This window comes from Sunxiuqinia dokdonensis, from assembly GCF_001270965.1.
GTDB classification, from domain to species: Bacteria; Bacteroidota; Bacteroidia; order Bacteroidales; family Prolixibacteraceae; genus Sunxiuqinia; species Sunxiuqinia dokdonensis.
The window spans coordinates 1-24,578 of record NZ_LGIA01000061.1 but is presented as its reverse complement, the minus strand read 5'-3'; the positions used below and the strand labels follow the sequence as shown (position 1 = coordinate 24,578).

General features: G+C 46.5%; 20 protein-coding genes. 6 read left to right on the top strand and 14 right to left on the bottom strand.

What is annotated here, in order from left to right; translation table 11 throughout:
• Positions 1 to 224: 224 nt before the first annotated feature.
• A complete protein-coding gene (locus NC99_RS05815) occupies positions 225 to 719 on the top strand; it encodes a hypothetical protein (protein WP_053180802.1) in 495 nt (164 codons plus the stop codon).
• Between the two features lie 62 nt (positions 720 to 781).
• Here the strand turns inward: NC99_RS05815 and NC99_RS05810 are convergent, their stop codons facing one another.
• The 3 genes from NC99_RS05810 to NC99_RS05800 form a co-directional block, all read right to left on the bottom strand.
• Complete coding sequence (locus NC99_RS05810; protein ID WP_053180800.1) at positions 782 to 1,840, bottom strand: mechanosensitive ion channel domain-containing protein; 1,059 nt, start codon at positions 1,838 to 1,840, stop codon at positions 782 to 784.
• Positions 1,841 to 2,250: 410 nt separating this feature from the next.
• Positions 2,251 to 6,129 (bottom strand): translocation/assembly module TamB, encoded by a 3,879-nt coding sequence (locus tag NC99_RS05805; protein WP_162231154.1) that lies wholly within the window; start codon positions 6,127 to 6,129, stop codon positions 2,251 to 2,253.
• A gap of 77 nt (positions 6,130 to 6,206) precedes the next feature.
• Positions 6,207 to 8,039 (bottom strand): BamA/OMP85 family outer membrane protein, encoded by a 1,833-nt coding sequence (locus NC99_RS05800; RefSeq protein WP_157624530.1) that lies wholly within the window; start codon positions 8,037 to 8,039, stop codon positions 6,207 to 6,209.
• A gap of 315 nt (positions 8,040 to 8,354) precedes the next feature.
• Here NC99_RS05800 and NC99_RS05795 point away from each other — a divergent pair, with 315 nt between their 5' ends.
• Entirely contained in the window at positions 8,355 to 9,455 is a 1,101-nt protein-coding gene (locus NC99_RS05795) for an AI-2E family transporter (protein WP_053180794.1), read from the top strand.
• 36 nt (positions 9,456 to 9,491) lie between these two features.
• Positions 9,492 to 10,412 carry a YihY/virulence factor BrkB family protein gene (locus tag NC99_RS05790; RefSeq protein ID WP_053180792.1) on the top strand — a complete coding sequence of 307 codons (921 nt, stop codon included), beginning with the start codon at positions 9,492 to 9,494 and terminating at the stop codon, positions 10,410 to 10,412.
• Positions 10,413 to 10,789: 377 nt separating this feature from the next.
• Here NC99_RS05790 and NC99_RS21825 read toward each other — a convergent pair whose 3' ends face one another.
• From NC99_RS21825 to NC99_RS05775, 4 genes are all read right to left on the bottom strand, one after another.
• Entirely contained in the window at positions 10,790 to 10,936 is a 147-nt protein-coding gene (locus NC99_RS21825; RefSeq protein WP_157624527.1) for a lmo0937 family membrane protein, read from the bottom strand.
• A 3-nt stretch (positions 10,937 to 10,939) separates the two neighbouring features.
• A complete protein-coding gene (locus NC99_RS05785) occupies positions 10,940 to 11,125 on the bottom strand; it encodes a CsbD family protein (RefSeq protein ID WP_053180790.1) in 186 nt (61 codons plus the stop codon).
• 221 nt (positions 11,126 to 11,346) lie between these two features.
• Positions 11,347 to 12,900, bottom strand: coding sequence for an AsmA family protein (locus NC99_RS05780; RefSeq protein ID WP_157624524.1), 1,554 nt, complete (start codon positions 12,898 to 12,900; stop codon positions 11,347 to 11,349).
• A gap of 63 nt (positions 12,901 to 12,963) precedes the next feature.
• On the bottom strand, positions 12,964 to 13,167 hold the full coding sequence (locus NC99_RS05775; RefSeq protein WP_053180786.1) for a hypothetical protein: 204 nt from the start codon (positions 13,165 to 13,167) through the stop codon (positions 12,964 to 12,966).
• Between the two features lie 288 nt (positions 13,168 to 13,455).
• Between NC99_RS05775 and NC99_RS05770 the strand changes: the two genes are divergently transcribed.
• The 3 genes from NC99_RS05770 (at position 13,456) to NC99_RS05760 (ending at position 16,527) form a co-directional block, all read left to right on the top strand.
• The gene (locus tag NC99_RS05770; RefSeq protein ID WP_053180784.1) at positions 13,456 to 15,012 is read left to right on the top strand and encodes a GH3 family domain-containing protein; all 1,557 of its coding nucleotides are present in this window, start codon (positions 13,456 to 13,458) and stop codon (positions 15,010 to 15,012) included.
• A 235-nt stretch (positions 15,013 to 15,247) separates the two neighbouring features.
• The gene (locus NC99_RS05765) at positions 15,248 to 15,742 is read left to right on the top strand and encodes a hypothetical protein (RefSeq protein ID WP_157624521.1); all 495 of its coding nucleotides are present in this window, start codon (positions 15,248 to 15,250) and stop codon (positions 15,740 to 15,742) included.
• A gap of 374 nt (positions 15,743 to 16,116) precedes the next feature.
• Positions 16,117 to 16,527, top strand: a complete 411-nt coding sequence (locus tag NC99_RS05760; protein ID WP_053180780.1) for a DoxX family protein — start codon at positions 16,117 to 16,119, stop codon at positions 16,525 to 16,527.
• Here NC99_RS05760 and NC99_RS05755 read toward each other — a convergent pair.
• The 7 genes from NC99_RS05755 to NC99_RS05725 all read right to left on the bottom strand — a co-directional run.
• On the bottom strand, positions 16,524 to 18,044 hold the full coding sequence (locus NC99_RS05755; RefSeq protein WP_053180778.1) for an MBOAT family O-acyltransferase: 1,521 nt from the start codon (positions 18,042 to 18,044) through the stop codon (positions 16,524 to 16,526). The two genes, NC99_RS05760 and NC99_RS05755, sit on opposite strands and share 4 nt — an antisense overlap.
• A complete protein-coding gene (locus NC99_RS05750; protein WP_053180775.1) occupies positions 18,037 to 19,410 on the bottom strand; it encodes an SGNH/GDSL hydrolase family protein in 1,374 nt (457 codons plus the stop codon). Before NC99_RS05750 ends, NC99_RS05755 begins: the two co-directional genes overlap by 8 nt.
• Before the next feature lie 69 nt (positions 19,411 to 19,479).
• Positions 19,480 to 21,096: a lytic transglycosylase domain-containing protein gene (locus NC99_RS05745; RefSeq protein WP_053180773.1), complete on the bottom strand. Its 1,617-nt coding sequence runs from the start codon at positions 21,094 to 21,096 to the stop codon at positions 19,480 to 19,482.
• A gap of 10 nt (positions 21,097 to 21,106) precedes the next feature.
• Positions 21,107 to 21,781: a DUF5683 domain-containing protein gene (locus NC99_RS05740; RefSeq protein ID WP_157624518.1), complete on the bottom strand. Its 675-nt coding sequence runs from the start codon at positions 21,779 to 21,781 to the stop codon at positions 21,107 to 21,109.
• A 24-nt stretch (positions 21,782 to 21,805) separates the two neighbouring features.
• On the bottom strand, positions 21,806 to 22,678 hold the full coding sequence (locus NC99_RS05735; protein ID WP_053180769.1) for a ParB/RepB/Spo0J family partition protein: 873 nt from the start codon (positions 22,676 to 22,678) through the stop codon (positions 21,806 to 21,808).
• Positions 22,679 to 22,690: 12 nt separating this feature from the next.
• Positions 22,691 to 23,491 (bottom strand): ParA family protein, encoded by an 801-nt coding sequence (locus NC99_RS05730; RefSeq protein ID WP_053180767.1) that lies wholly within the window; start codon positions 23,489 to 23,491, stop codon positions 22,691 to 22,693.
• Positions 23,492 to 23,607: 116 nt separating this feature from the next.
• Positions 23,608 to 24,578, bottom strand: a 971-nt coding sequence (locus NC99_RS05725) for a bifunctional heptose 7-phosphate kinase/heptose 1-phosphate adenyltransferase (RefSeq protein ID WP_204374915.1), incomplete at its 5' end; no start/stop codon positions are given.

Sequence of the window (24,578 nt, the reverse complement as noted above, 5' to 3'; positions counted from 1 at the left end):
ACCTTTAAAATAAAAAACAAGCTAAACTTTTACCTCTGGCTGCTTGTGCCCGGTTTTATCCACAAATTGGGGTTTCCATGCCACAACATCAACAACCAGGCATGGGCCAACTAAATCCACCAAGAAGTTACACAGAAGGCTACAAAACAGCTCCGTAACAGATAAGTTCCAAAGTTTAGGTACAATTTTGGCAAGTCTCTCCCCGGAAATTAAAATCATTTGTTATGAAAAAAAGTATTGTTCTATTGACATTGATGTTTTTCTTTTCGGGAATAGCCATGGCTCAGTATGATTACGCCATCGGACTGCGTTCGGGAGGAACATCGGGAATAACCTTGAAAAAAAACTACGGACCTTCTGCCATTGAAGGAATCATTGGTTTTTGGCACGATGGGTTCAGCTTAACCGCACTGTGGGAGAAAAACAAAATGGCTTTCAACGAACCGGGACTGAACTGGATTTACGGAGTTGGTGGTCATGTTGCTGTTTATGGTGACGACTTTGATGGACGGGGTGGCCCGGCTTGGTATGACCACCCGCACGAAATTGGTGACGGAGATTTGGGGCTGGGTATCGATGGTATTTTCGGACTCGAATATAAAATACCCGATGTGCCCATTGCCTTTGGAATTGATTTTAAACCCTACCTGGAAATTATGACGGAAGGCGCCGTGCTCTTCTCAATCGATCCGGGAATTGGAATCAAAGTTGCCTTTTAGCATTCAAAAATTACCATGCAAAAAAAGAGGCGGTCCTAAAAAAGGGCTGCCTCTTTATACTTTCATTTCTTTTCCGGTTTATCTGCCTGTTTCTGAATGCTCTCTTCAAGTCTTTCCATTTGTTTCCCGGTCTTGTCAATCAAAGCTTTCAAGCGTTTTATTTCAACCTCGTCCTTCGTTTCATTTAATTCCTTTTTAAGTGTTTCCTGCTTTTCAACGAGCTCGTCCAGGAAATCCTTTTTCTTTTCAATTTTTTCAGATTCGATCGCCTCGTCAAAAATCAATTCTTCGGGCGAAGGGCCAGTGTCGTTTTCAGGCTTGCTTTTTTCCTTTTTTGGAATGAATTCCGTCTCGTCAACCCGACGCTGATTCATAAATGTTGGCGAAACAATCTCAATTCCTTGTTCATGTAGCAGATCCATTACATTTCCGTTCAACAACGAAATTGTACTGAAGTACTTATTGGTATCTTCCAAAAAACCATGAACTTTGTACACCACCGAATAATCGCCCAACTCCGTAATATACACATAAGGATCGTTGAGTCCGGTGGCACTTGCTGCCTTTTTCAGCGCAGCTTCAATCTTGCCGCGCGGCACATCGTAACCCAACGAAACCGTGGTTGAAATCACGGTATTGGTTTTCCGGGTGAGCTTAACGGGGTGCGTAGCGATGTACAAGTTTGGAATGGTAATAAAATTGCTGTCTTCCAGCTGAATCTCGGTATGAAAAATGCTCTTTTTGGTCACCCTTCCTTGCATTTGGTCCACGCTAATCAAATCGCCATTTCGAAACCGCTTCATCGAATTGTTCATGATCCCTGCAATCAGATTGCCCAGCACGGTGGTGGAACTTAAAGCAATACCCGCGCTAATGATGATCCCCAAAAAACTAAGAATCTGTCCCTTCAGTGATTTCTCAATTGGCAAAACCAGTATAAACGATAGCGTCCCGAGAAGCACCAAGAGAAACGAAACCGTGCGCTTGGCTATACTTGTATCGGATTTAACTGATTGGAGCCGGTTAAAAAGCCAGGAATTAAAAATCAACAATAAAACAACGATCAACAACACTGACCCGGGCTGCAACAGCGACTTAAGAATCTCAACGATCTGTTCCATAAATACCTCTATTTTCGATTCAAATTAATGACTTATACTTTCCTCGTCGCCAAAAGTTTAACTGATCCATTTATTTCATCAGCACCCGACAGCATTCAATGATCTGCTAACACCTACCAATTATTTGGCGTCAGATGCCAATTATTTGTTGTCAGATGCTAATTATCTGTTGTCACATGTCAATTATTTGTTGTCAGATGCCAATTATCTGTTGTCACAAACCAATTTTTTGTTGTCACATGCCGATTATCTGTTGTCAGATGCTAATTTTCTGTTGTCACATGGCAGTTTTCTGTTGTCAATTCCGATTTTTTTGTGATAGCATCGTATTATTTGGCGAACTTAGTCCCCTTATTCCCTTATATCGTCTACTCATTATCTCGAATGATCAAGACAACTCCTTTGCTGACCTATTCCGCATCAAACTTAAAGATCACGTCAAATCCGCTGTCATTCGACGAGTTGTTCAACTGAAAAAACAAGAATCGGAACAGCTCATATTCAAGTTTCACTTCGTATTTGGCCATATCTTTTTGATCAGTTTCGCCAAAACGCTGCTCGTAACTCACAAACAGGTCATTGGTGATGTATTTCCCAACCACGACCGTAGCGTTTTCAAAATTGCCCTCGCTTTTCACTTCAATGTAATCCACATTCAGCTTGTCGCCCAAAAAGTTGGTGAGTTGCGACGACAGAATGGAAGCTGCCGCCTGCCCGGCCATATCACCCGCTCCGGACACATTTTCCTGCTGATCCATGGTGAGTTCGTTCATGCTCTTGCCAAACAAAATGTACGACAGGGCATCGCCCTCACTCACGCTGCTACCATCCAAACTGAAGCTTACTGAAGGTTCTTCGGCGGTTCCGCTAATGGCTACACTCAACTCCTGCTGCACGCGCTCGGAGTTGCGGAAGCTGTAGCTAGCGGTAATATCCATTCGCGGCATCAGCTCTTCGCCTCCCTGAAAACTGATGGTTCCTGATTGGATCATAAAAGTACGTCCGAACAGATCGTACTGGCCGCGCACCACTTCAACCGAACCAAAAAGCTCAAAAAATTCCTTGTGTTTGATCATTTCCAAATCGCCCGAAATTTCAATATGCATATCTTCATTTTTGATCCAGGTATTCTTTGGAATCTTCAGCCGGACTTCTCCGGTCAAGTTATCGAAGTAGTCGAATTTCAGGCTGTCCGTTGCCGTCGAGTCAATCTGTGAAACATTGACCGAGTCGATGGTGTCCGAATCAAGTCCTTCCAGTTCGCGAACCAAAATTGGTTTGGGCATTTCCGTTTCGACCATTTTGCCCATCAGGTTGAAAATGGCCGGCAAATAAATCTCACTTTTCGGGACGTTCAGGTCGCCATCGAATTTGACGTCATCTTTTGAACCGCCCAAGCTGGCATTACCCGAGAGTTGCATGTTAAACTGTTTGTGGTTGACCGGGTTAAATTGATTAAACTGAAGCTTGATCTCCGTATCGCTCACATCGCCCTTGTAAAAGTCAGAGCTAAACCCGATTTTTCCGCCCCCGCTTAATGTACCGTCGGCCGAGCGAATCAGTAAGGTATCCAGCAAAACTTCTTCGCCCTGAAAATCGATTCCAAACTTGATTTCGCGGTAATCTACGCCATACTCGCGAATGCGCAGGGACGCATCGACAAGATGAAAACCACCTTTCGGATCGGGGGATTCGATGGTTCCTTTCACCGTCACATCACCCTCCAGATAACCGGAAATTTCTTCGCCAATATTGACAGCCTGCAAAACAGCCAGGGGAAACTGATCAATTTTCAAGCGGGCATCCACCGAATCTTTCGGGTTGAACTTCACGCCCATGCTATCGAGCATCAATTCGAAGGGAATGGCGCCCGAAAATTCAAATCTGCCGCTATCCTGCGGTACAATCTGCGCCTGAACTTCCAGCTGTTTTTCCGAATAGTTCAAACTTCCGCCGAAGTCGGTAAAACGATAGTCGTTCATCACCGCCTGCTCCAGCCCAAAATCACCTGTCAGCAAAGGATCATCGGCTGTTCCCGATAAATCCACCGCCAAATTAATCAGGCCCGAAGCATTCATCTCTTGTCCCGTCAGTTTCAATAGTTTATTCAAATCGATGTTGGCCACTTGCAGGTTGAAATCTTCTTCACCCACGCGACTGATGATTCCCTGAGCCGACAAATATTGGCTCGTGTCGGCCTTTCCTGAAGCCAGTTTGAAATTTTCCAGCCTGTAACTCACCGAATCAATTTCGACGATTGCCGGAGCACCCTGCAAGCGCCAATTCTCATCCTGAAAATCAATCTGCCACGCGGTTATTCCAATGCGCATGACATCACCCAACCGAAGACCGGCTTGCAGTTCCGTGCGTAGTTCGTCGCTCACCACCCGGCCATCCAAATACAACGAATCCAGGTCAGCATCCACATCAAAAGCCATGGAGTCGACAGTAAAGCCATCGCTGAGTAGTTGATTGGCGCGGATCTTCGCCTGAATGGTCGTGTCATTTTTGGTCAGCAATCCGTCCGCATCCACCAGTAAACTTTCCAAAGTCAAACTTTGGAAACTGGTCCGGTTCAACTCCAGCTTCGACTCCAGTTGAAGGGAGTCGGCCCTTCCCCATATCCGGGCATCCAACTGTCCGCTTGTTGCAAAATCCTCCAGCGGAATGAACGATGCTAATTCCTCCACGCCATCGAACGAAGCCACCAGCGCCAGGTCGGAATTACCGTTCAAACGATAATCTCCGTGGGCTTTTACGCGGAGCCCCTTGGTTTCCAGACGAAGCGAATCAATCTGCACCGCTTCCTTTTCGTAGACCAGCGATGCAAAAAGCGTGTCTACTTCAATATCCTGAAAGCGCGACTGACCCGACCAGATTTCACCTCTGGCTTTCAGTGCTTTGGGATCAAAACCCTGCCCTTTGACTTGGGCCGCCAAGTTAAAATCGGATTGGAGGCTGTCGTTGCCGGTGAGCAACGCCAGGTTCAGCTTTTCGGTGCGCAGCTCAAACGAATAGCGGGGCTCAGCCTGCAAATGCTGTACATCTGGTTTTAGGTGAAACGAACCAAAATCGCCTCGGCCTTGAACCTCTCCCCGCAAATTGCCACGATCCAAATCCATATTCAACAGCAAGTCCGCTACCGGCCGGCCATCAACCAGCAAATCATTAAATTCCCCTTTCAGTTTGGTCACCGCTGTCTCCAAATCTGTTCCGCTGCCATCAACGGCCACATGGCCATTGACGAGGTAATCCAACTCTTCATTTCCAAGCCAATGGGCCAAGTCAATGTTTTCAAAACTTCCATCCAATTTATATTGAAGAAGCGGAGCTTCGGGATCCAACAGAAAAGCCGCCAGATTGGCCGAAACCACTTCCATATGAATCCGCTGATTTCCATCCGCAAGGTCAATCGATGCTGAAATGGCGTCTTCATCCATGCTCGCATCAAGCTTAAATACCGGTGATGCAGGCAATTCAAATCCAGACAGAAAATATTCAAATTCCTGAATCGCCAGGGGTTCACTGTCCAGCCGAGCCGCTCCCTTCCGCGCCGGTGCTTCGGCGAAGTTCCCACCGCCATCCAATTGGTTGCCGGCCGTTTTCAGGTGAAAATTGGCCAACTGAATCACCTCTTGGTTGCGGTTAAGTTGAAAGGCCAACTGCTGCAGCTCAAAATCCGGCTGTTGCGTGAGCAGTGAGAATTCGTCAAGAACGAGCATTTGCCGATCGGCAGAAAATTGCAGGCTCAATTTGGTATTTAGATTTTCAATCCGCCGTGGAATCAAGGTATCAAAAGCGTGGATACGCACGGCGCCCTCTGCCAGATTGAACTGCGCCACATCCAGCTCAAAAGTGGAGGAAGTCTGGCTGGTGTCGGTTTCTTCTCCAGACGGTTTGACGAGCTGTTGCACATTCCAGCTTGAGTCGGCCTGTTGCTCCAGGTAGAAATACGGCCGGCCGATGTGGACCCTGTGCACTTGCAGTTTATTGTCAAGCAAAGGCCACAAGTTGTAATCCAGCCGAAGGTCGCCGATAAAAGCAATCGTGTCGCTGTCGCCCTTCAGCAAAATATCTTGCAAATGCAGATTGGTGAAAAAGTTCCCATCAAGCTTGCCAATCGTCAGCTGCCCATTCATCACAGCCGATGCTTGCTCCCCTGCAAATCCAGCCAGCTTGCGTTTTACCGGTGCCGTTTGAATCAACAAACCAGCCAGCAGCAAAACAATCACAACCGTCAGGAACAAATATCCCAGGATCCGCAGACTATATGTGATTACCTTCTTCATGTCATCCTTCATTCATAATTTGTCCGGCAGCAATTTTGCCACTGGGCCTACTTAATCCATTCTCCCGCAACTTTTCTTTAGAACGCCTGCCCAACGCTGATAAAAAACTGCGGGCTTCGTTTCTCATTCCAAACCGGAACACCCAAGTCAAGCCTGATCGGCCCAATCGGTGTTTCCACGCGCAAACCACCTCCGGCTGCATAGCCCAAATCATTCAAGCGGTAAGTGTATGATTCGCGCCACACATTTCCGCCTTCCAGAAAAACAACGCCACTAAATCGCCAAAACAGCGGATAGCGAAGTTCGATATTTCCCTCCACAATACTTTTACCTCCCAAGGGGGTTCCACTTTCGCGTACCGGCCCCAACTCGGAGCGATTCCAGCCACGCACCGAGTTGCTACCCCCCGCATAAAAGCGGTCTTCAACAGGAATAAACCCACTGCTATCGGGCGAGCTGATGCTGCCCGCCATGAAGCGAAGCGCTAAAACCCAGTCGCCTATTTCCTGATAATGGCGCACATCGCCCCACAAACGCGTGTAATTGAAATCGCTGCCAAACAGGTGTCCGTTTAGCTTAAATCCAAGCGAAACCTTCACCCCTTCTTCGGGGGAGAACTTTGGCTTAGAATTATCGAAAACGGTGCTCAACAACACCCCTGACTTGTTGTAGGCAAACTTATCATCTTCCCGGTCAGGCAACTCCACATCGCCGGCTTCCACCCGCTGCTCCACATTTTCCAGGTAATAGGTTGCCGTACTATTTAGCCGGTCGTTGAACCGGTAGGTGACCGGAACATTCAGTCCATAGGTGCGGGTTTCGTAGCCCGGCTCCGAATTTCGACTGATAAACGGGTTGATAGCAATGGTACTTTTCTTGCTCATAAATTGGGGCTGCGTCCACTTTAAGCTGGCGTAATAAGGTTCGAGTGCCGAGTGTTTCAGGTAAAGGCGAATGCGCCGGGCTGTGCCCAAAAACCCGCGGTAGTTCAAATCCAGAAAGGTGCGAAACTTGTCTTCGGTGCCGTACCCCACTCCAAAACGCGTACTCAGGCGGGGGGCCTCTTCGATAAAAAGTTTGACCGGAATCGGACTCTTTTGGGTGGCGGCATCGGTTTGCGGCAGCACGGAGACAATGCGAAAAAGCTGTAAGAAATATAAGTTTTGCCGGGTTTCCGACAGCAAGGATTTATTGTACAAACCGCCCTCCTCATACATAAGCTGTTTGCGGATGAAATCTTCGGCCACGTGCTTGTTCCCTTCGATCTGCGTTTCGCCAAAATGACTGGCGGGCCCGGGATTAACGGTATAATAGATGCCAGTCTTCAATTCATCCGGATCCAGCTCCAGATCGTAGTCAACCGTGACATAAGCATGTCCCAGGTTGCGAAAGGCATTTTCAATGACCTGCAGATCCTGCTGAATCAGCTCGTCACGAAAACGCTTGCCACTGAGCAGTTCCATCTCACGAAAAACCTTTTTCCGAAGCGAATCGAGGTTGATGGCTTGCAAGGCTTCGTTTTCCAAAATGGCAACCGTGTCAACCAAAACCGGCTCGCCTTCTTCCACCTGAATCGAAATTTTCACGGTTTGTTTCTTGTCATCAATCTTCAAAGGATCGAGTGATATCCCGGCATTCAAAAAACCTTCGCTTTGATAAATACGCTTCAGGCGCTCCAAATCCAGGTCGAGCAATCGCTGGCTAAAGAGAAATGGCTGGTTCTTCGTGATGAGTTTTTCGAGGTACGTCACCTCTTTAAAGGCCATCTGATCAAGCAAAAAATCCTCTTCCAGGGTTTTGTTTCCATGGAAGTCGATCTGCCTTACTTCATAGTTTTCCTGGGCACGTAAATGATACCCGCCACCAATAAGCAGAAAAAAGATGAGCCAAAGCCGTATGGTTTTTATCATACTGATTAAATATCTTTCAAAAGGAATCCCCAATTTAAACTAATTCTTTGATCATAAAAACGTTTTTATCGGTTTCTGTTTGATCCAGGCCGAACAAATCCGAAACCTGCGAATTTTGTACCAGCCGCGTAATGGATTCATGCCCAATCGAGGGAAGGCCGCGGTCGGGGATAAATTTCCACACCATTCCCCAAAAGCGAGGTTAAACCTGCCAACAGACTTTGAGAAAACAGCCCTTCCCTGCACCGTTTGCAGGCTTTCTGACTCATGGCACAATTCTTTCAGTTGGACAAAATAAGTGATAAACCACCGACTATGAAAAATCATATCCTCTTACAAACAGCGCTAAGCTTATTTATCCTGTCGCTTTTTGTTTTGTTTCTGATATTGGCAAAAGATATTCTGGTTCCGTTCGCCATCAGTATTTTCTTTGCCTACATGCTTTATCCGATGGTTTGGGCGATCGAACGCCGTGGCGTTCACCGCGGCCTTGCCATCATCCTGGTGATTTTGATCACGCTACTGATTCTGGGGAGTGCGGGTCTTCTCTTATCGGCCAAACTGTCGAACATGACCATTGATTTTGAGCAGCTGAAAGAAGAGGTGGACGGCAAAATTGAGTACGTGCAAACCATCCTCGAAACCAGGATTGGGATTAATGCCAGCACCATGGATCACTACTTCAGCAAGGCGACTGATAGCCTGTTTTCTTCGTGGGAATCGCAGGTCGGAAGCCTGTTTACCGCCACCACAACAACCTTGTTTCAGATTGGCCTGCTCCCGGTCTATACGTTCTTCCTGCTTTTTTACCGCACCAAATCGGCCTACTTTATTTTCCGGCTTGCCGGACGCGAACACAAAGCGAAGACCTTGCACATTTTGCGCGAAGTGTCGACCGTTACCACGAAATACATGAGCGGGCTTTTAATTGTCGTGTTGATTTTGGCCATTTTAAATACCACCGGCCTGTTCATTATCGGCGTACGCCATGCTTTGGTATTCGGCATCCTGGCGGCGCTGCTCAACCTGGTTCCTTACATCGGAACTTTTATTGGCGGCCTGATTCCCATAATCTATGTGCTGCTCACTTCAAGCAGTCCGTTTCAGATGATGCTGCAAATCTTTATTCTCTTCAGTATCATTCAGTTTCTCGAAAATAACCTGATCACCCCAAAAGTTGTCGGCAACAACATCAAAATCAATCCGCTGGCCATCATCCTAAGCCTTTTACTGGCCAACATGGTTTGGGGAATTCCAGGCATGCTCATCGTTGTTCCCTGTCTGGCCATCCTAAAAATTACAATGCGAAACATTGAGGGCCTTCACCCGTTTGCTTATTTGATAAGCGACCGAGGTGTAGCGAAGCATAACGTGTCTTTAAAAAAAATGTGGCGAAAGATGACCCATCGAAAATAATATTTGTTAGCAATTTTGTCTGTAAAATAGTGTACGATGCAAAACAAACGATTCAAATTCATTCAAGAAACCCTTCGGATTTTCAGGAAAACCTTTACCCAATTCGGAACAAACAATCCGGTAAGCATGGCGGCAACCACAGCATACTTTGCCATTTTTTCCATGGCACCCATCCTGGTCATTATCATCTCGGTGTTTGGTTTTTTCACCGGCGATGAGACCATGCGCACCAAGCTTTTCAACGAGCTGGATGTCCTCATCGGACCCGAAAGCAGCCAACTGCTTGAAAACGCCATTCAAAATTACCAGATTACCGAGAATAGCGGAATTGGCGCGATCATCGGCGTGGTCTTTTTTCTGATTTCTGCCACCACCTTGTTTAGCATGATGCAAAATTCCATCAATTTTATTTGGCGGGTAAAAGTCAGGTCGAGCCTGAAACAAGGCGCGCTAAAACTGGCTAAAGATCGTGTTTTCTCCTTTGGGGTGATTTTAAGCCTGGGCTTTGTCGTTCTGGTTTCGCTGATTATTGACGCGTCGATCAGCTTTCTCAAAGATTTTTTGCGCACCTACTTCAGCCCCGACTTTGTCTTTTTGGCACAGCTCGCCAACATGGTTCTTTCGCTGGCCGTTGTTACGGCTGTGTTTGCACTCATCTACCGTTTCCTACCCGATGTGAAGGTGAAGTGGCGTGCCAGTTGGTTTGGCGCGGTATTCACGGCAATCCTGTTTGTAGCCGGCAAGTTCATCATTGGAATCATCATTGGGGAAAGTAATTTGGGTGCGGTTTACGGAGCAGCCAGCTCGTTTGTGGTTATTTTGATGTGGATTTATTTTGTGTCGATCATTTTTTACTTTGGTGTTGAACTCACCCATCAGTATTCGCGCTATTACAAACACGACAACAAACCGGTAAACTACGCCATTCCGTTCGAAATCAATCAACTTGAAAGTTAATCTCTGCATCATCGAAACACAGATTACACTTTCGTTCAGAAAAAGATAGGTATAGCCCTAAAAAACCGGGGGATGACTTTGTTCCCCTTGGGGACGGGTTTCATCCCCAAAGATTTTGTTCTCATCCCTTAGGATATCTCTATCATCCCCAAGGATACCATAGATATATTCTAAGGGATCGTCTTCATCCCCATGGGGATGATGTTGCTATCCCATGTTGAGAGCCCAATTCGATAGGGGACCTCTATCATCCCCAGGGATATCATAGACATATCCTTGGGGATTGTTCTGATCCCCTTGGGGACGGACATAAAAAAACAGGGGACGGCTCTCCTCCCCTGCTTTTTTGTTTCGTATAAATTTGATTGCTCATCCGGTCACCTGCCCCGAATAAGCGAAATCAAGATCGAAATCACAGCCAGTATCAGCAAGATATGAATTAAGTGACCGACCGAGTAAACCAAGAATCCGAAAAGCCAACCAATAATCAAAATAACGGCGATTAAATACAATAAAGATCTCATAACTTATAAATTATTGATTTCATCGATTAACTCTTCTCTGGCTTTACCGGTTTTTTGCTGAAGACGCCCCAGCAGCTCGTCTTCTTTACCTTCAACATAGGTCAGATCATCGTCCGTTAAATCGGCATAACGTTGTTTGAATTTTCCTTTCAATACGTTCCAATTACCTTTTATTTCCAAATTGTCCATTGTTGTGAATTTTTAAAATGAATACTATTCGATGCGAAAACAGCCAGGCTGTAAGTTTCACACCACAAATGTCATCAATCAATCTTACTGTTAAATCCATGCCAGAAAACACAATCAACCCAAAGTAACTAAATACCAAAACCTTACACACAAACAAAGATTTGGCTTGCTGTGGAATACTTGTGGGAAGCTGTGCAAGCTTCTACCCAATTTTCCATCGTTTAAAGAATCGCAATACTCTTAATGCCACTCAATAACGATTTCCACCAATAATTGAACAATGATTTTTTCTTATCGCGCTCGAAGGCAATGGTTCCTTCGCGAAACGCCCGATCTCCACGGACATTTTCTTTTTGGAGCACCAACAAATTGGTGAAAAATGACTGGACCTTTTTGTTGGTCCGATCTTCCTGATCCAGAAGATGAACTTTCAGTTGATCGTATTCAAACAGCAAGTCGCCCGCAGATCGGTTATTGTTGTACAAAAAGTTGAACGCCATTCGATTCAAATTTCCGGTTTCAACACGCACCGCCGCATTTTGAACCAGCATCGGATTAAAGGCTTCAAGATCCATTGCACGCAATGTACCTGACACCTGGCAGTCCACTGGAAATTGATTGTTCGGAAAAACAAAGTCGGCCTTCAGAAGCCCCTGCCCCATGGCTCGTGCTTCAACATGCATCGTGGTTTTCCGATCAATCAAACGGTCAATGGTACTTAAACAAAACAGTTGCGCCTGCACTTGCGTAAATTGAACCTCGCCGGCAGCCGTCGAATTTTCAACCCGCTCGCCATACGAAATGGTTCCGTCGGCCAACAAAACCGAATCGGCATGAACGGCTACCGGCAAGTCGTTGAGCATAGCCCGCAAGAGTTTGGTGTCTGGTTTCTCAGGGAAAGGCAGCCGTTTGTCTCTGAATGTTTGGGCATTGAAACCGGCAATTTCGGCCTTCGAAAAAACAATTGCTGTATCATTGAGCAAAGCATCCAGACGCAGACCAGACACAGCCAGCCGGGGCACGGCCATATCAAACCAATCGGTCTCCACGCCACGTTTCCGGCCAATTTCGTATTTACCGTCCTGCGATAACAAGTGAATTTTTGCCCCGTGAAACGAACGGTTTTCAGAATCGAAATTGAGTTCCTCATATTCAACGGCATACAAACCCTTGGCAAACAAATAGCGCCCTGCATGAAGTGCCAATCGCAGCCGGCTGCACGAAACAGATTCATAGCTGTATTTTTCAGGAGGCGTTGTTGTTCCCAAGTCGCTCAAGTCAAGATTGAGGCGGGTTGAAAAAATCGTGTCGTTTGTTTCAGTCTGTTTCTGAAGAAGTTTGAGGCGAGCATCGGCAACTGTCACCTGCTGAATCTGAAAAACCGGAGCGTTTTCATCCACCGTTTTCTGATCATGCGCCGCCGAATCATTGGTCAAAGTCATGTCAATTTCCGGTCGAACCACTTCAACCGACTTCAGCATCACTTCATTCTGAATAAGAAACCGCCAAAGCTGAAATCCTCGGACCCTGAGCTCGGGAATGAAAATCTGCAGCTGCCCGCCGCTATCGGCCACCTCAAGATTGCCCAAAACAAGCTGGCCGCGCCACAAACTGACCTCAGCCGACTGGCTTGTCACACGATAAGTGCCCACCGGCTTGTCTTCCAGCTTCTTCCTGATCATGCCGGACAAAATGGAATCGCCAAGCAGAAAAAAAATAACGATGACAAGGACCAAACTACCTGCCACCGTTAAAATTTTGTTCGAATGTTTCATGCTATTCCATTGTTATGTATCCGGCTTCAGCTCGCTGGTTGACCACCGACCTTTCCAACAGCCTCAGGCCTTTCTCCGGCTCATGGTTAGAAAAAATCCAACGAGCAAAACCACCGCACTCGCTATTACCGGGGTCCAATTGGCTTTGCTAACCGCCACTTCGGCTCCAAGCACACTAAAGCTTTCTGAGTCGTTAAACGCTTGTATTCCAAAAACTACCAATCCAATTATTCCTAAAATCAATAAAACTGATCCAACTATTTTCATAATTTTAAAATTTAAAGTTCATGTTTATTGCAAAAGATAAAACTGTGCCAACTTGAAAATTCGACAACCAAAAACGCTCGGCGACTGCGCCTTAACTCAATGGTAACCCAGCTTGGCGTCATTCGTAAAGGAAAACAATTTCACGTCGGTGATCCCGATATTCCACAACCTGAGGCGGGCATTCCTCATAAATGACAAACAGAAACAAACAAAAGCCCGCTTGACAACAGCAATTTTTTTGGCGTTAAAATTGCGGAGATCAAACAACAAAAACGAAGACTCTCAATTATGGCAATCATAGGAGCAATTATCAAAAAGGCGGTTGAGCTGGGCTACGCACTAACCTCGAAAACGGAGGGTTACGAAATTCAGCAACAATTATTACATGATTTGTTGGTGAAAGCCAAGGATACCCACTTTGGAAAGCAATATCGATTTGAAGAAATCTTGTATGCCGAAAACCTGGCAGAAGCCTTCGCCTACCATGTTCCGTTTTTCGACTATCATAAAATGCAAAACGAATGGTGGCACCGACTGCATCAAGGCGAAGAAAACATCAGCTGGCCGGGTAAGCCAGCCTATTTTGCCTTAAGTTCGGGCACCACCGGCAAAGAATCCAAACGAATTCCGGTGAGCGACGAAATGCTCAATGCCATTCGGCTGGCCGGAATAAAGCAGGTAGGCGCCACAGCCAATTTCGATTTGCCTCCTACTTTTTTCGAAAAGGAAATCCTGATGCTGGGTAGCTCAACCACACTGAATGAACGCAACGGCTACCTGGAGGGCGAGATCAGCGGAATTAGCGCCAGCCACATCCCTACTTGGTTTAAAGGCTTTTATCGCCCGGGCGAAGAAATCTCTAAACTCAGAGATTGGGATGAACGCGTATTGGAAATTGCCAAACGCGCGCGCGACTGGGATATTGGTGCCATCAGCGGCATTCCGTCGTGGCTCGAACTGATGATGAAAAAAGTGATCGCTTATCATGGCGTGCAAAACATTCATGATATTTGGCCCAACTTGCAGGTGTACACCACCGGCGGCGTAGCCTTCGAGCCTTACGAAAAAAGTTTCAACGAATTACTCGCCCACCCCATCACCGTCATCGACACCTATTTTGCTTCCGAAGGCTTTATCGCCTTCCAGGAACGACCGGAAACCCGCGACATGAAACTGCTGTTGGACAATGGCATCTATTTCGAATTCGTACCTTTTCTTCCCGAAAACATGAACGAAGACGGTAGTCTGGATGAGGATGCGCCGGTTTTAAACCTGACGGAAGTGGAAGAAGGTGTGGAGTACGTCCTGCTGCTTAGCACCGTATCGGGATTGTGGCGATACATGATTGGCGACACTATTGCGTTTACCGATGTTGACCGGGCCGAAATAAAAATTACCGGGCGAACCAAGTTTTTTATGAATGTGGTGGGTTCGCAACTATCCGTCGACAAGATGAATGAAGCGATGCTCGCGCTCGAAGAATTGTTCGACCTCAAGATTCCAGAGTTCACCCTATCGGCTGTAAAAATTGATGGCACTTTTCACCATGTTTGGTATCTGGCCTGCGATGGTAATGCCAAAGCGCTGGCCTTTGCCCTGGACAAACACCTGAAGGAAGCCAATAAAAACTACGCTGTTGCCCGCTCAAAAGCCCTGAAAGGCGTCGTGGTACGCACCATTCCCGAAGATTGCTTTCACGATTGGAATGCCTACCGCAAGAAGAGAGGCGGCCAGGTGAAAATGGAACGGGTAATGAACCGGGAGCAATTTGCCGAGTGGAAAAGCTTTGTAGAGCGCTGGCTTGCCGGGAAAAAGCTCCCTGAAGCCGTTGGCCGCACAGAGTAACACCTTGAAGATTACCTCAGACTGTCGAATATTTCCACAGCGTGCGCAAAAACATCCCCATAAAAATACCCGCAACTCACACCAACTACAAAAAAAATAAAACAGAAATACGCCATCTAAGTCGCTATTCACAAGCCAAATACCTACTTTCTGGAAATATCCTATCCGTTTGGCATCATTTTTCAATACAGGTTCAGAGCAAACATATATGAAAACCCTTAAAAGCAAAATTGCCATGAACAAGAAAGTAAAATTAAGAATGATGTTTACCCTACTCGTTGTATTTGCCGGTGGAATCCTTTTCTCCTGCCAGCAGCGAGCCAATAAGAGTGCCGACCAGGCAGAAACTTCTGATAACACAGAAATGTACGAGAATTCAGCACCTGGGGATCCCACAGCCTGGACTAGAGTAGAAGCGGAACTGAACCAGCTCGAAGAAAAGCTAAGCAACCTGTCGGAAGAAGATCCGGATTTTGAGCAGAAGCTTGAACAAGCATTGGAAAACTTCGACGAAACGATGGAAGAAATTGGCAACGATCTGGAAGAAGCAGGCGAAGAAGCCAATGACGAGCTCCTGGCAAAAATCGACGACATCCGCGGACAAAGTCGCAGCCTCCACGAAAAACTCCAACACTGGAGCGACGAAGCAGGCGATGAGATGGCCGATGCAGGCGATGCCATTAAAGATGAATTTAACGACCTGAAGAATTCTTTAAAAGAAATTGAGTGAGAGAAAAAGTAGATTCAAACGTTCGTTTAGTTTAGTTAGTTGAATCTGATAGCAGGCAGGGCCCATACCTGTCTGCTATTTCTTTATTTACCAATTGGCTTACAAAGCCGCCAGAAAACGCCCCACGCCAACTTCGCTGAAAGAACACTGTTCTGAAATCTTTTTTTATTAGTCTCCAGGGCTATGAGCTGCCAGAGCAAAAAATCGTATCCAAGGCAAAAACATGTCTCACCACAGCTCGTTCATATCAATTCGCGGTTTGGTCTTCTGCTTCAATTCTGATATTTTTTTCTGATAAGCAAAACTAAATGGCCCATTTGGTCGTTGGTTTTACAAGTTTGATTATTTTCGAATTCTAAAAAAGCAAAACGAATATGGCAAGATTACTAGGACCACGAACAAACGATACGGTTGTCAGCATTTGGCTACTCCTTTTCAGGGTATCTGCTGGCGCATTTATGCTCACGCATGGCATTCCCAAATTTCTTAAACTTATTGAAGGCAACACGCAGTTTGCCGATCCTTTTGGTTTTGGCGAGACGCTTAGCCTGGTGCTGGCGGTGTTTGCCGAATTTCTGTGTTCGGTGCTGCTAATTTTGGGCATTGGCACCCGGTTGGCCAGCATCCCGCTCATTGTTACCATGGCCGTGGCGGCTTTTTATGTGCATGGCGCCGATCCGTTCCAGCGCAAGGAAATGGCCCTGTTATACCTGATTGTCTTTATCACCATTCTGGTGTTTGGGGGTGGACGTTTCGAACTTGGCCGCCTTTTTCGCGGACGCTAAAACCGAAAGTAAATAAAAGGTTGCAGGCCTGTCTGGGCAACCAGGGCAATCAGCATCAACACAATCAACACGGCGGGTATCTGCATCCAGGCCGGCAGCGCGATAAAGGCACCACGCAGCTTTTCCTTGTAGCGGTTGGGCACCCAAATGATCAGGAGTCCCATCAGAAAAACCAGGATGACCCATTGGTAGCTTTCCCAGCCTGCCATCAGGTTTTGCGGCAGGAAATGATATCGAATCTGGTAAAACAGTTGCTGAATTGTGCTGTAGTCGCGCGCCCGAAAAAAGATCCAGGCCAGACTGACCACCTGAAAAGTAACGAATACCGAAAGCAGTTTTTTCCAGCCAGTGGGTTTTGCCCCGAGCAAAAAAGCCCTTCGAAAAAGCTTCTCCAAGGCCAGCCCCAGTCCGTGAATGGCCCCCCAAATCAAAAAACGAAGGTTGGCACCGTGCCACAAGCCACCCAAAATCATGGTGACCAACAAGTTGACATACATCCGAACCACGCCTTTACGGTTGCCGCCCAGCGGAATATAAAGGTAGTCGCGTAACCAAAGCGACAGCGAAATGTGCCAGCGATGCCAAAAATCGGTTAGGCTTGAAGCCTGGTAGGGCGCATTGAAATTCACCGGAATTTTGAAGCCCAGAATCAACGCCAGGCCAATGGCAATATCGGTATAGCCCGAAAAGTCGCAATAGATTTGGATGGAATAAGCGTAGACCGACAGCAGGTTTTCCAGACCGGAATAGGCCAACGGTGCTTCGAAAACCCGGTCAACAAAGTTCAGCGCCAAAAAGTCGGCAATCACCATTTTCTTAAACAATCCCTTTGTGATCAGAAAAATGGCATGGCTGAACTCCTTTTTCTTCAGGCTAAATTTCTGATACAACTGCGGAATAAATGACGATGCTCTGACAATGGGGCCCGCCACCAACTGCGGAAAAAAGCTCAGGTAAAAACTAAAGTCGAGCGGGTTTTTCACCACATCGGCGTCGCCCCGAAAAACATCAACCAAATAGCTGATGGCCTGAAAGGTGTAAAAGGAAATGCCAATGGGCAGCATGATGGAGTGCTCATCAACCACATCGCGCGCCACTTGGTTCAGCAACCAACCAATCCAGTTGAACACTTGGTAGTCGGTTTGAAACAGCTGGTTGATTGTATCGACAAAGAAATAAGTGTACTTAAAGTAACCCAATATCAGCAGGTTCAAAGCCACCGCGACAGCAAGCCACATCTTTTTGAATTTGCGTCGGTGAACCAACAAGCCAAAACCATAGTTGGCCAGGCACGAAAAAGCCAGCAAGGCCAAAAAAGCACCACTCATCTGGAAGTAAATAAACCAGCTAACCAACAGCAAATAGCCATTACGCAACGAATTTTTCCGGTACACCAGCGAATATACACCCAGCACAAAAGTAAAAGCAATCCAAAAGGCGAGCCCCGTGTAAAACAGCGGTTCATCAGGATGGTACTGCCAGATGCTTTCAATGATATCCCTCAAGTGCTCAATCATGGGCCAAGGTATCAGCTGGGGTTTGCAACGCCTCCAACAGGATTCGGGACAATTCCTGGCCGACGATTTCGGCCCCTTCATCCGAAAAATGAACGTAGTCGGCACGGCCCAAAGCCGGATCGGCATTCACCCACCGGCTCATGGCGCCCTGGCCGCCCATAGACGCCTGCAAATCCCAAAAAGCGGCATGGTTTTGCATGGCTATTTCGTATTGAATGCGTTTGATGACGGGAATATTGGGATACGAGACAAACTCCCCGTTGTGCATTTGCGCCATGTCCGAAACGCCAATAATCAGGATGGGCGTGTCGGTACTCACGCGTTTTAAAAAATCGATTTGCCGTTGAAAGTTTCTACGGAAATTGGGGTAATCATCGGCCTGAACAGGTACCAGGTTCACGCCAAAATGAAGCACAAACAAGCCCACATTCACCTGTCGTAACATTTGCACAATGGCCGCCTGGTTTGACGATTCAAAGGTTGGGTACGACAGGCCACGCAGCGCAATATTGTCGACCAACACGCCAGAGCCGGTTTCGAGCGACAAGCCGACAATGTTCAAGCTGTCGTTCGCGGCAAAATCAAAACGAATATCATCGGGCGTGCGGTTAAATTGAAAATCGAGGGTTGAAATTTGATGTTGCGGAAGCAGGTAGCCGGAGTAAATCAGGTCGCGCCCTTGCGTCACTGTGACCAGGCAACTATCCGTGGCGGTATAGTACAACTTCATCAACTGATAATCCGGCCCGGGATTCAACCGCTTGATTCGTCGGATCCGAAACCAACCTTCAGCATTGGCCGAGGTCAGCAAGGCATTCTTAAACAACAGGCTTTCGTTGATGAAGTCTTTATCCTGAAACGTTTTGATTTCCCAGTTGTCCGACGTTTCCAAAATCAGCTTATGCCGGGTGTTATAGTACAAATCCAGCGGTACGAAGCCAGGTCCGCGCCCGGAGAATTGCGCCTGTAACTGTGTGCGTAAAGCCGAGGTGATCCGGTCGTTTTCAATTTGCGAATCGCCAAAGTAGATCACCCGAACCGGCAAGTTCGACTGTGCCGCCTTTTGCAACTGGCGCTCCAGCAACTGAAACCGTAAGGAATCATCTTCAGCAAAAATGAGCGGAACCGGATGAAAAAGCCCGGCTGCGGGCTGCTGCGTCGCTGGGATTTCGGAAAGCGCTTGTTCTATTTTCTGCGTGTTCAGCGTATCATCGGGCGAGGAAGTTTTCTGCACCAAGGTGGGTATCGGTTCCTGAACAACAAGAGCCGAAGCCGGTATTTCCTTTTCGGCCTTCCACAAAAAAAGGAGAACGGAAAAAATCGTCAGCAGAATTAAAAAGTATAAGAATTCCCGAACAGGTGTCATGATCCGATTTTAGCTGCCGAATAAAAGTAGAGTTAAAATCGGGTATCTGCAAACAGCAAAAACACTTCCTTATCCCCGCGGTTGAATTTTCAACTTTTGCCCCACCTGGAGTTTATTGGCATTGCTAATGTTGTTCCACTTCAGGATGTCGTTATTCGATACGCCGGGAAACTTGCGGGCAATCGACCAAAGGTTGTCACCCCGCCGCACCGTGTACAAAACAAACTCGCCACTGGCCGTGGTTTGCACCTGAGCACTGGCGCTGGTCACCGGGGTTTTCTTTTTAAAGGCTTGCTTCTCGGCAAAATTCATCCGGTTCACGTCAGCATAAAAGTCGGCCTGTCCCTGGGGTACATAAACGGCCAGTTTTTGCCCGACCCTGATCAGGTTGTTGTGAATGTTGTTCCAATAGCGCAGATCCGATGCCCGTACCCGGAACCATTCGGAAATATAGCCCAGGTTATCGCCCGACTTCACCGTATAATACAACTTATCTTTGCCCTGTATATCGGTTGGATACGCCGTTGTGCTGCTTTTTGGGTTGATGATTTCGTTGTTTGGGAAGTACTGATCGCGGTTCAAGGCATACACGGCTTCTTCATTGTCAATGAAACTGGCTACCGTTTCGATGGGGATTTTCAATGCGTAGGGTTTATTTTCTTTTGCAGGAATAATATCCATCCGGTATTGTGGATTCAGTGCCCGCAGGGCTTCAATCGGTGTACCAATCACTTCGGCAACCTGCTCGAAATGCAGGTAACTGTTGATCATGATTGTATCGGTCACAATTGGAAAATCGGGATAGCGGGGGCTCAGGTTGTGCTGATGGTAGTTGGTCATTACATAGGCCGCTGCGATGAATGCCGGCACATAGCCACGCGTTTCACGTGGCAAGCGGTAGTAGATTGACCAATAATCGCGCTCGCCACCCGAACGACGAATCGCCTTGTTGACATTCCCCGGGCCACAGTTGTAGGCCGCAATCACCAAATGCCAGTTTTTATAGATCTTATACAAATCTTTTAAATAAAGCACCGCTGCTTCCGTTGCTTTCACCGGATCGCGGCGTTCATCCACGTAGGTGCCAATCTCCAGTTTGTACATTTTGCCTGTTCCATACATAAACTGCCACAAGCCAACGGCATTGGCCCGTGAACGTGCCACCGGATTCAAAGCCGATTCGATGATTGCCATGTATTTTAACTCCATGGGCAAATCGTGCTTATCAAGCATCTCCTCAAAAATTGGAAAGTAATAACTCGCCAGTCCCAGCATCATTTCAACCTGGTCGCGGCGGCGCTGCGTGTACAGTTCGATAAAGTTCCGCACCGTTTTGTTGTACGACAAATCCACGAACGACTCGATTTCCTGAAGGCGCTCAATATACACTGAATCGGGAATCGAAACCAAGCTGGCACTGTCAAACAATTCAGTTCCGGCAGGCATTTCAAACACATTCTGCATGTACCAAGAGTTCAGCAAACTGTCAATTTTTGCAGCAAAAATGTCGTTCAGGTTTTCGTCGGGTATCTTATATTTTTTGTGGTATCCATCCACACTATCTAAAGCAGTCACTTCAATGCTGCGAACTCTTTTAATATCTTCTTTGTCAAACCGATCAGCCAATGCGTTTTGACTGATCGCGCTCACAAAAATAACGACGATTAATCCAAATAAATTCTTCATATCCTCCCCTTTAAAATCTTATCCTACAATGAATTCCTATTAATTTTTGATCCATACAATAAACAGGCCCCGGCATCCAGTTCATGGTTAAATCATCGCTGATATCGAAGTTAAACAAGTGTGCATCCACGCTGGCATCAATAATATTTAACGCATAAAACGCTGCGGTTGAAATGATGACCAAATCGCGGTTTCGTCGCGAGTTATCCTTCGCCCGTTGCAGCGCCGTTGTAAACTGCTGCCTTTGTCCATCCCACCTACCTTCGAAGTTCAAATCTTCAAACGAGTTGGTGTTTGGGTCATCATCAACAATATCGGCATAAGCCTGCCTGTACAACACATACTGATCATTGTTCCAATCGATAAAATAACCGAGTGCACCAAAACCTATATAAATCAACGGAACTTTCCAATATTTCTTGTTATAAATTTGCCCCATGCCAGGCAAAACGGCCGAATAAATGGTGGCTTTACGTGGTGAATGTACAGGTTCTTTGGGCGCAACTATCACACTGTCAGCCGCTGAAATTCGCTGGGCAGATGCAACAAATCCTGACAAAATAAACAGGATCACGAACAGGGCTTTTATGGTCAAAGACCGTTTTACTTTTCTTTTACTCACTCGAATACCAAGGTATTTACGACTTGAAATACGACTACGAAGTTGCGGGACTTCGACTATCATTTAATGTTTTTTTCTGAAATAAAATCAGGCATTCAGTTTATCCAGAATCCCAATAATTCGTTCCAGATCTTTTGACGAACCAAACGGAATAACGATTTTGCCCTTCCCTTTATTGTTCAGCGAAAAATCAACCTTCGTCTTAAAGAACCGGCTTAAATGCTCCTGCAGTTCGCCATACTCCTCGGGATGCTTTTGTTTTGGAGCCGATTTGACGGGCTTTTTCCCCAAGGTGTTCAGTTGCCTGACGAGTTCCTCTACCTTCCGCACGGAGTGATCATGCCTCAAAATTTCCTCATAAACGGCTAGCTGATCCTCTGGATTTTGAACGTTAACCAAGGCCCGGGCATGCCCCATCGAAATTGTCTTATCCACAATCCCCTTCTGAATGGCTGCTGGCAATCGCAACAAGCGCAGGTAGTTTGATACCGTTGACCGCTTTTTACCTACCCGGTCACTCAGGCTTTCCTGGGTCAGTTTGCACTCGTCAATCAAACGCTGATAGGAAAGTGCGATTTCAATGGCATCCAGATCTTCGCGTTGAATATTTTCAATCAAGGCCATTTCCAGCATGCCTTCGTCGTCGGCTTTACGCACATAAGCCGTCACGGTAGTCAAACCAGCAATCTTGGATGCCCTGAACCGCCGTTCGCCAGCAATAATCTGGAACTTATGGTTTGCGATCTGTCGAAGTGTAATGGGTTGAATAATCCCGATCTCCTTGATTGAAGCGGCCAACTCATTCAATGCTTCTTCATCAAACTTCGTTCGGGGTTGAAACGGGTTGGCTTCAATCTCATCAATTGCAATTTCACTAATCGAAGAATCCGGGCCTCTATCTTTACCCGCATCGTCAATCAAGGCGCCAAGCCCTCTACCCAATGCATTCCTTTTTGCCATTATTATGCGAATTTATTCAATTACTTTTTCAGAATTTTTAATTTTTGTCAAATCATTCTTTTGCAGAATCTCACGGGCCAAATCCATATAATTTTCTGATCCACGCGAATTGGCATCGTACAAAACAACGGGCTTTCCGTAGCTAGGCGCTTCACTGAGTTTGATGTTTCGTGAAATCGTTGCATCAAAAACCATATCGCCAAAGTGGGTCCGCACTTCTTCAAGCACTTGATTCGACAAGTTCAACCTTGAATCGTACATGGTCAGTAAAAACCCTTCAATTTCCAGCTCCGGATTCAAACGGGTTTGAATGATTTTAATTGTATTCAGCAGCTTACCCAATCCCTCCAATGCAAAATATTCGCATTGAACCGGGATAATGATGGAATCGGCCGCGGTCAGTGAATTGACAGTAATCAACCCCAGGGATGGCGAACAGTCGATCAAGATAAAATCGTAGTCATCACGAAGCTTTTCTATCACAACTTTCATCACCTTTTCGCGGTTTGGCAGGTTAAGCATTTCAATTTCCGCGCCCACCAAATCAATGTGTGATGGAATGAGGTCTAATCCGTCAATTTCCGAGTTCAAAACGATCTTCCGCGGATCAATATCATCCACAATGCATTCGTAAATACTGGTCTTTACATTCCTCACATCGAAACCAATCCCGGAAGTAGCATTTGCCTGAGGATCAGCATCAATAATCAGTACTTTATATTCCAAAACAGCCAGACTGGCTGCCAAATTAATCGCTGATGTTGTTTTTCCAACGCCCCCTTTTTGGTTGGCTAGTGCAATAACTTTTCCCATAGTTCTTTTCCTGATTTTCGCTGCGTTCCAAAGTTAATATTTTATGGATAAAATGACCGAGGAATTCAAAATATATCTCGTCATCGATCTTAATCGTCTCATTCAAAAAGCCTTATTTACAGAGAAGTTTTAATCCTTCGGGCTTCCGTTTTAAGTCGCTCACGGTCAATGGGAACAACTCCAGATTTCTCACACACCAAACCTCCCGCCAGATTTGCCAGTTGCGCCATAAAACGCGTTGACATGTTGGCAGCCAGGCACAGGCCGGCAACTGCGATAACCGTATCACCGGCACCACTCACATCGGCAATATCGCGAATCTCGGCCGGAAAGTGATCCTGGGTGATTCCATTGCTGATGATGACCCCCAACTCTGACAGTGTGATAAAAATCACTCCCAGCTTTTTCTCTTCCTTGAACTTTTCGGCAGCCTGCAAAATCGATTGAAAATCGCTTTTGTCGACTGACAAGCCAAGTCCTTCTTTAAATTCTTTGAAATTGGGTTTAAAAAGATCGACATGGCTGTAATTGTTGAAATTTCGTTTCTTCGGATCAACTGCGATCAAGATTCCATTGGATTGTGCCAACTGGCACACTTTTTCGATGAGTGATTGCGTGATGACGCCTTTATCGTAATCAACAAATAAAACAAGGTCAAAATTCTGCTGCTCCACCAAGGATTCAATACGCTCAAAAACGAGCGCTTCTTCGTGCGCTGAAATCAGTTCGGCCGTCTCCTCATCCACCCGAACAACCTGCTGCCGTCCGCTCATGATACGTGTTTTCACGGTAGTTTGTCTGCGGTCAGAACGCAAAATTCCGGCATCGCTCATGCCGCTTTTCTGAAGGAGCTGCATGAAAATATCACCCTTGGGGTCGTTCCCAACCATGGAAACCAATACCGGAGTTGCTCCCAGAGATTGGAGATTAAGCGACACATTGGCAGCTCCGCCTATCCGGTTTTCCTGACGGCTGACCGTCACAATCGGAATGGGAGCCTCTGACGAGATTCGATCAACAATTCCCCACAGGTACGAATCGACCATGGCATCACCAACAACCAGTGCCCTGATCCTGGAAAATCGAT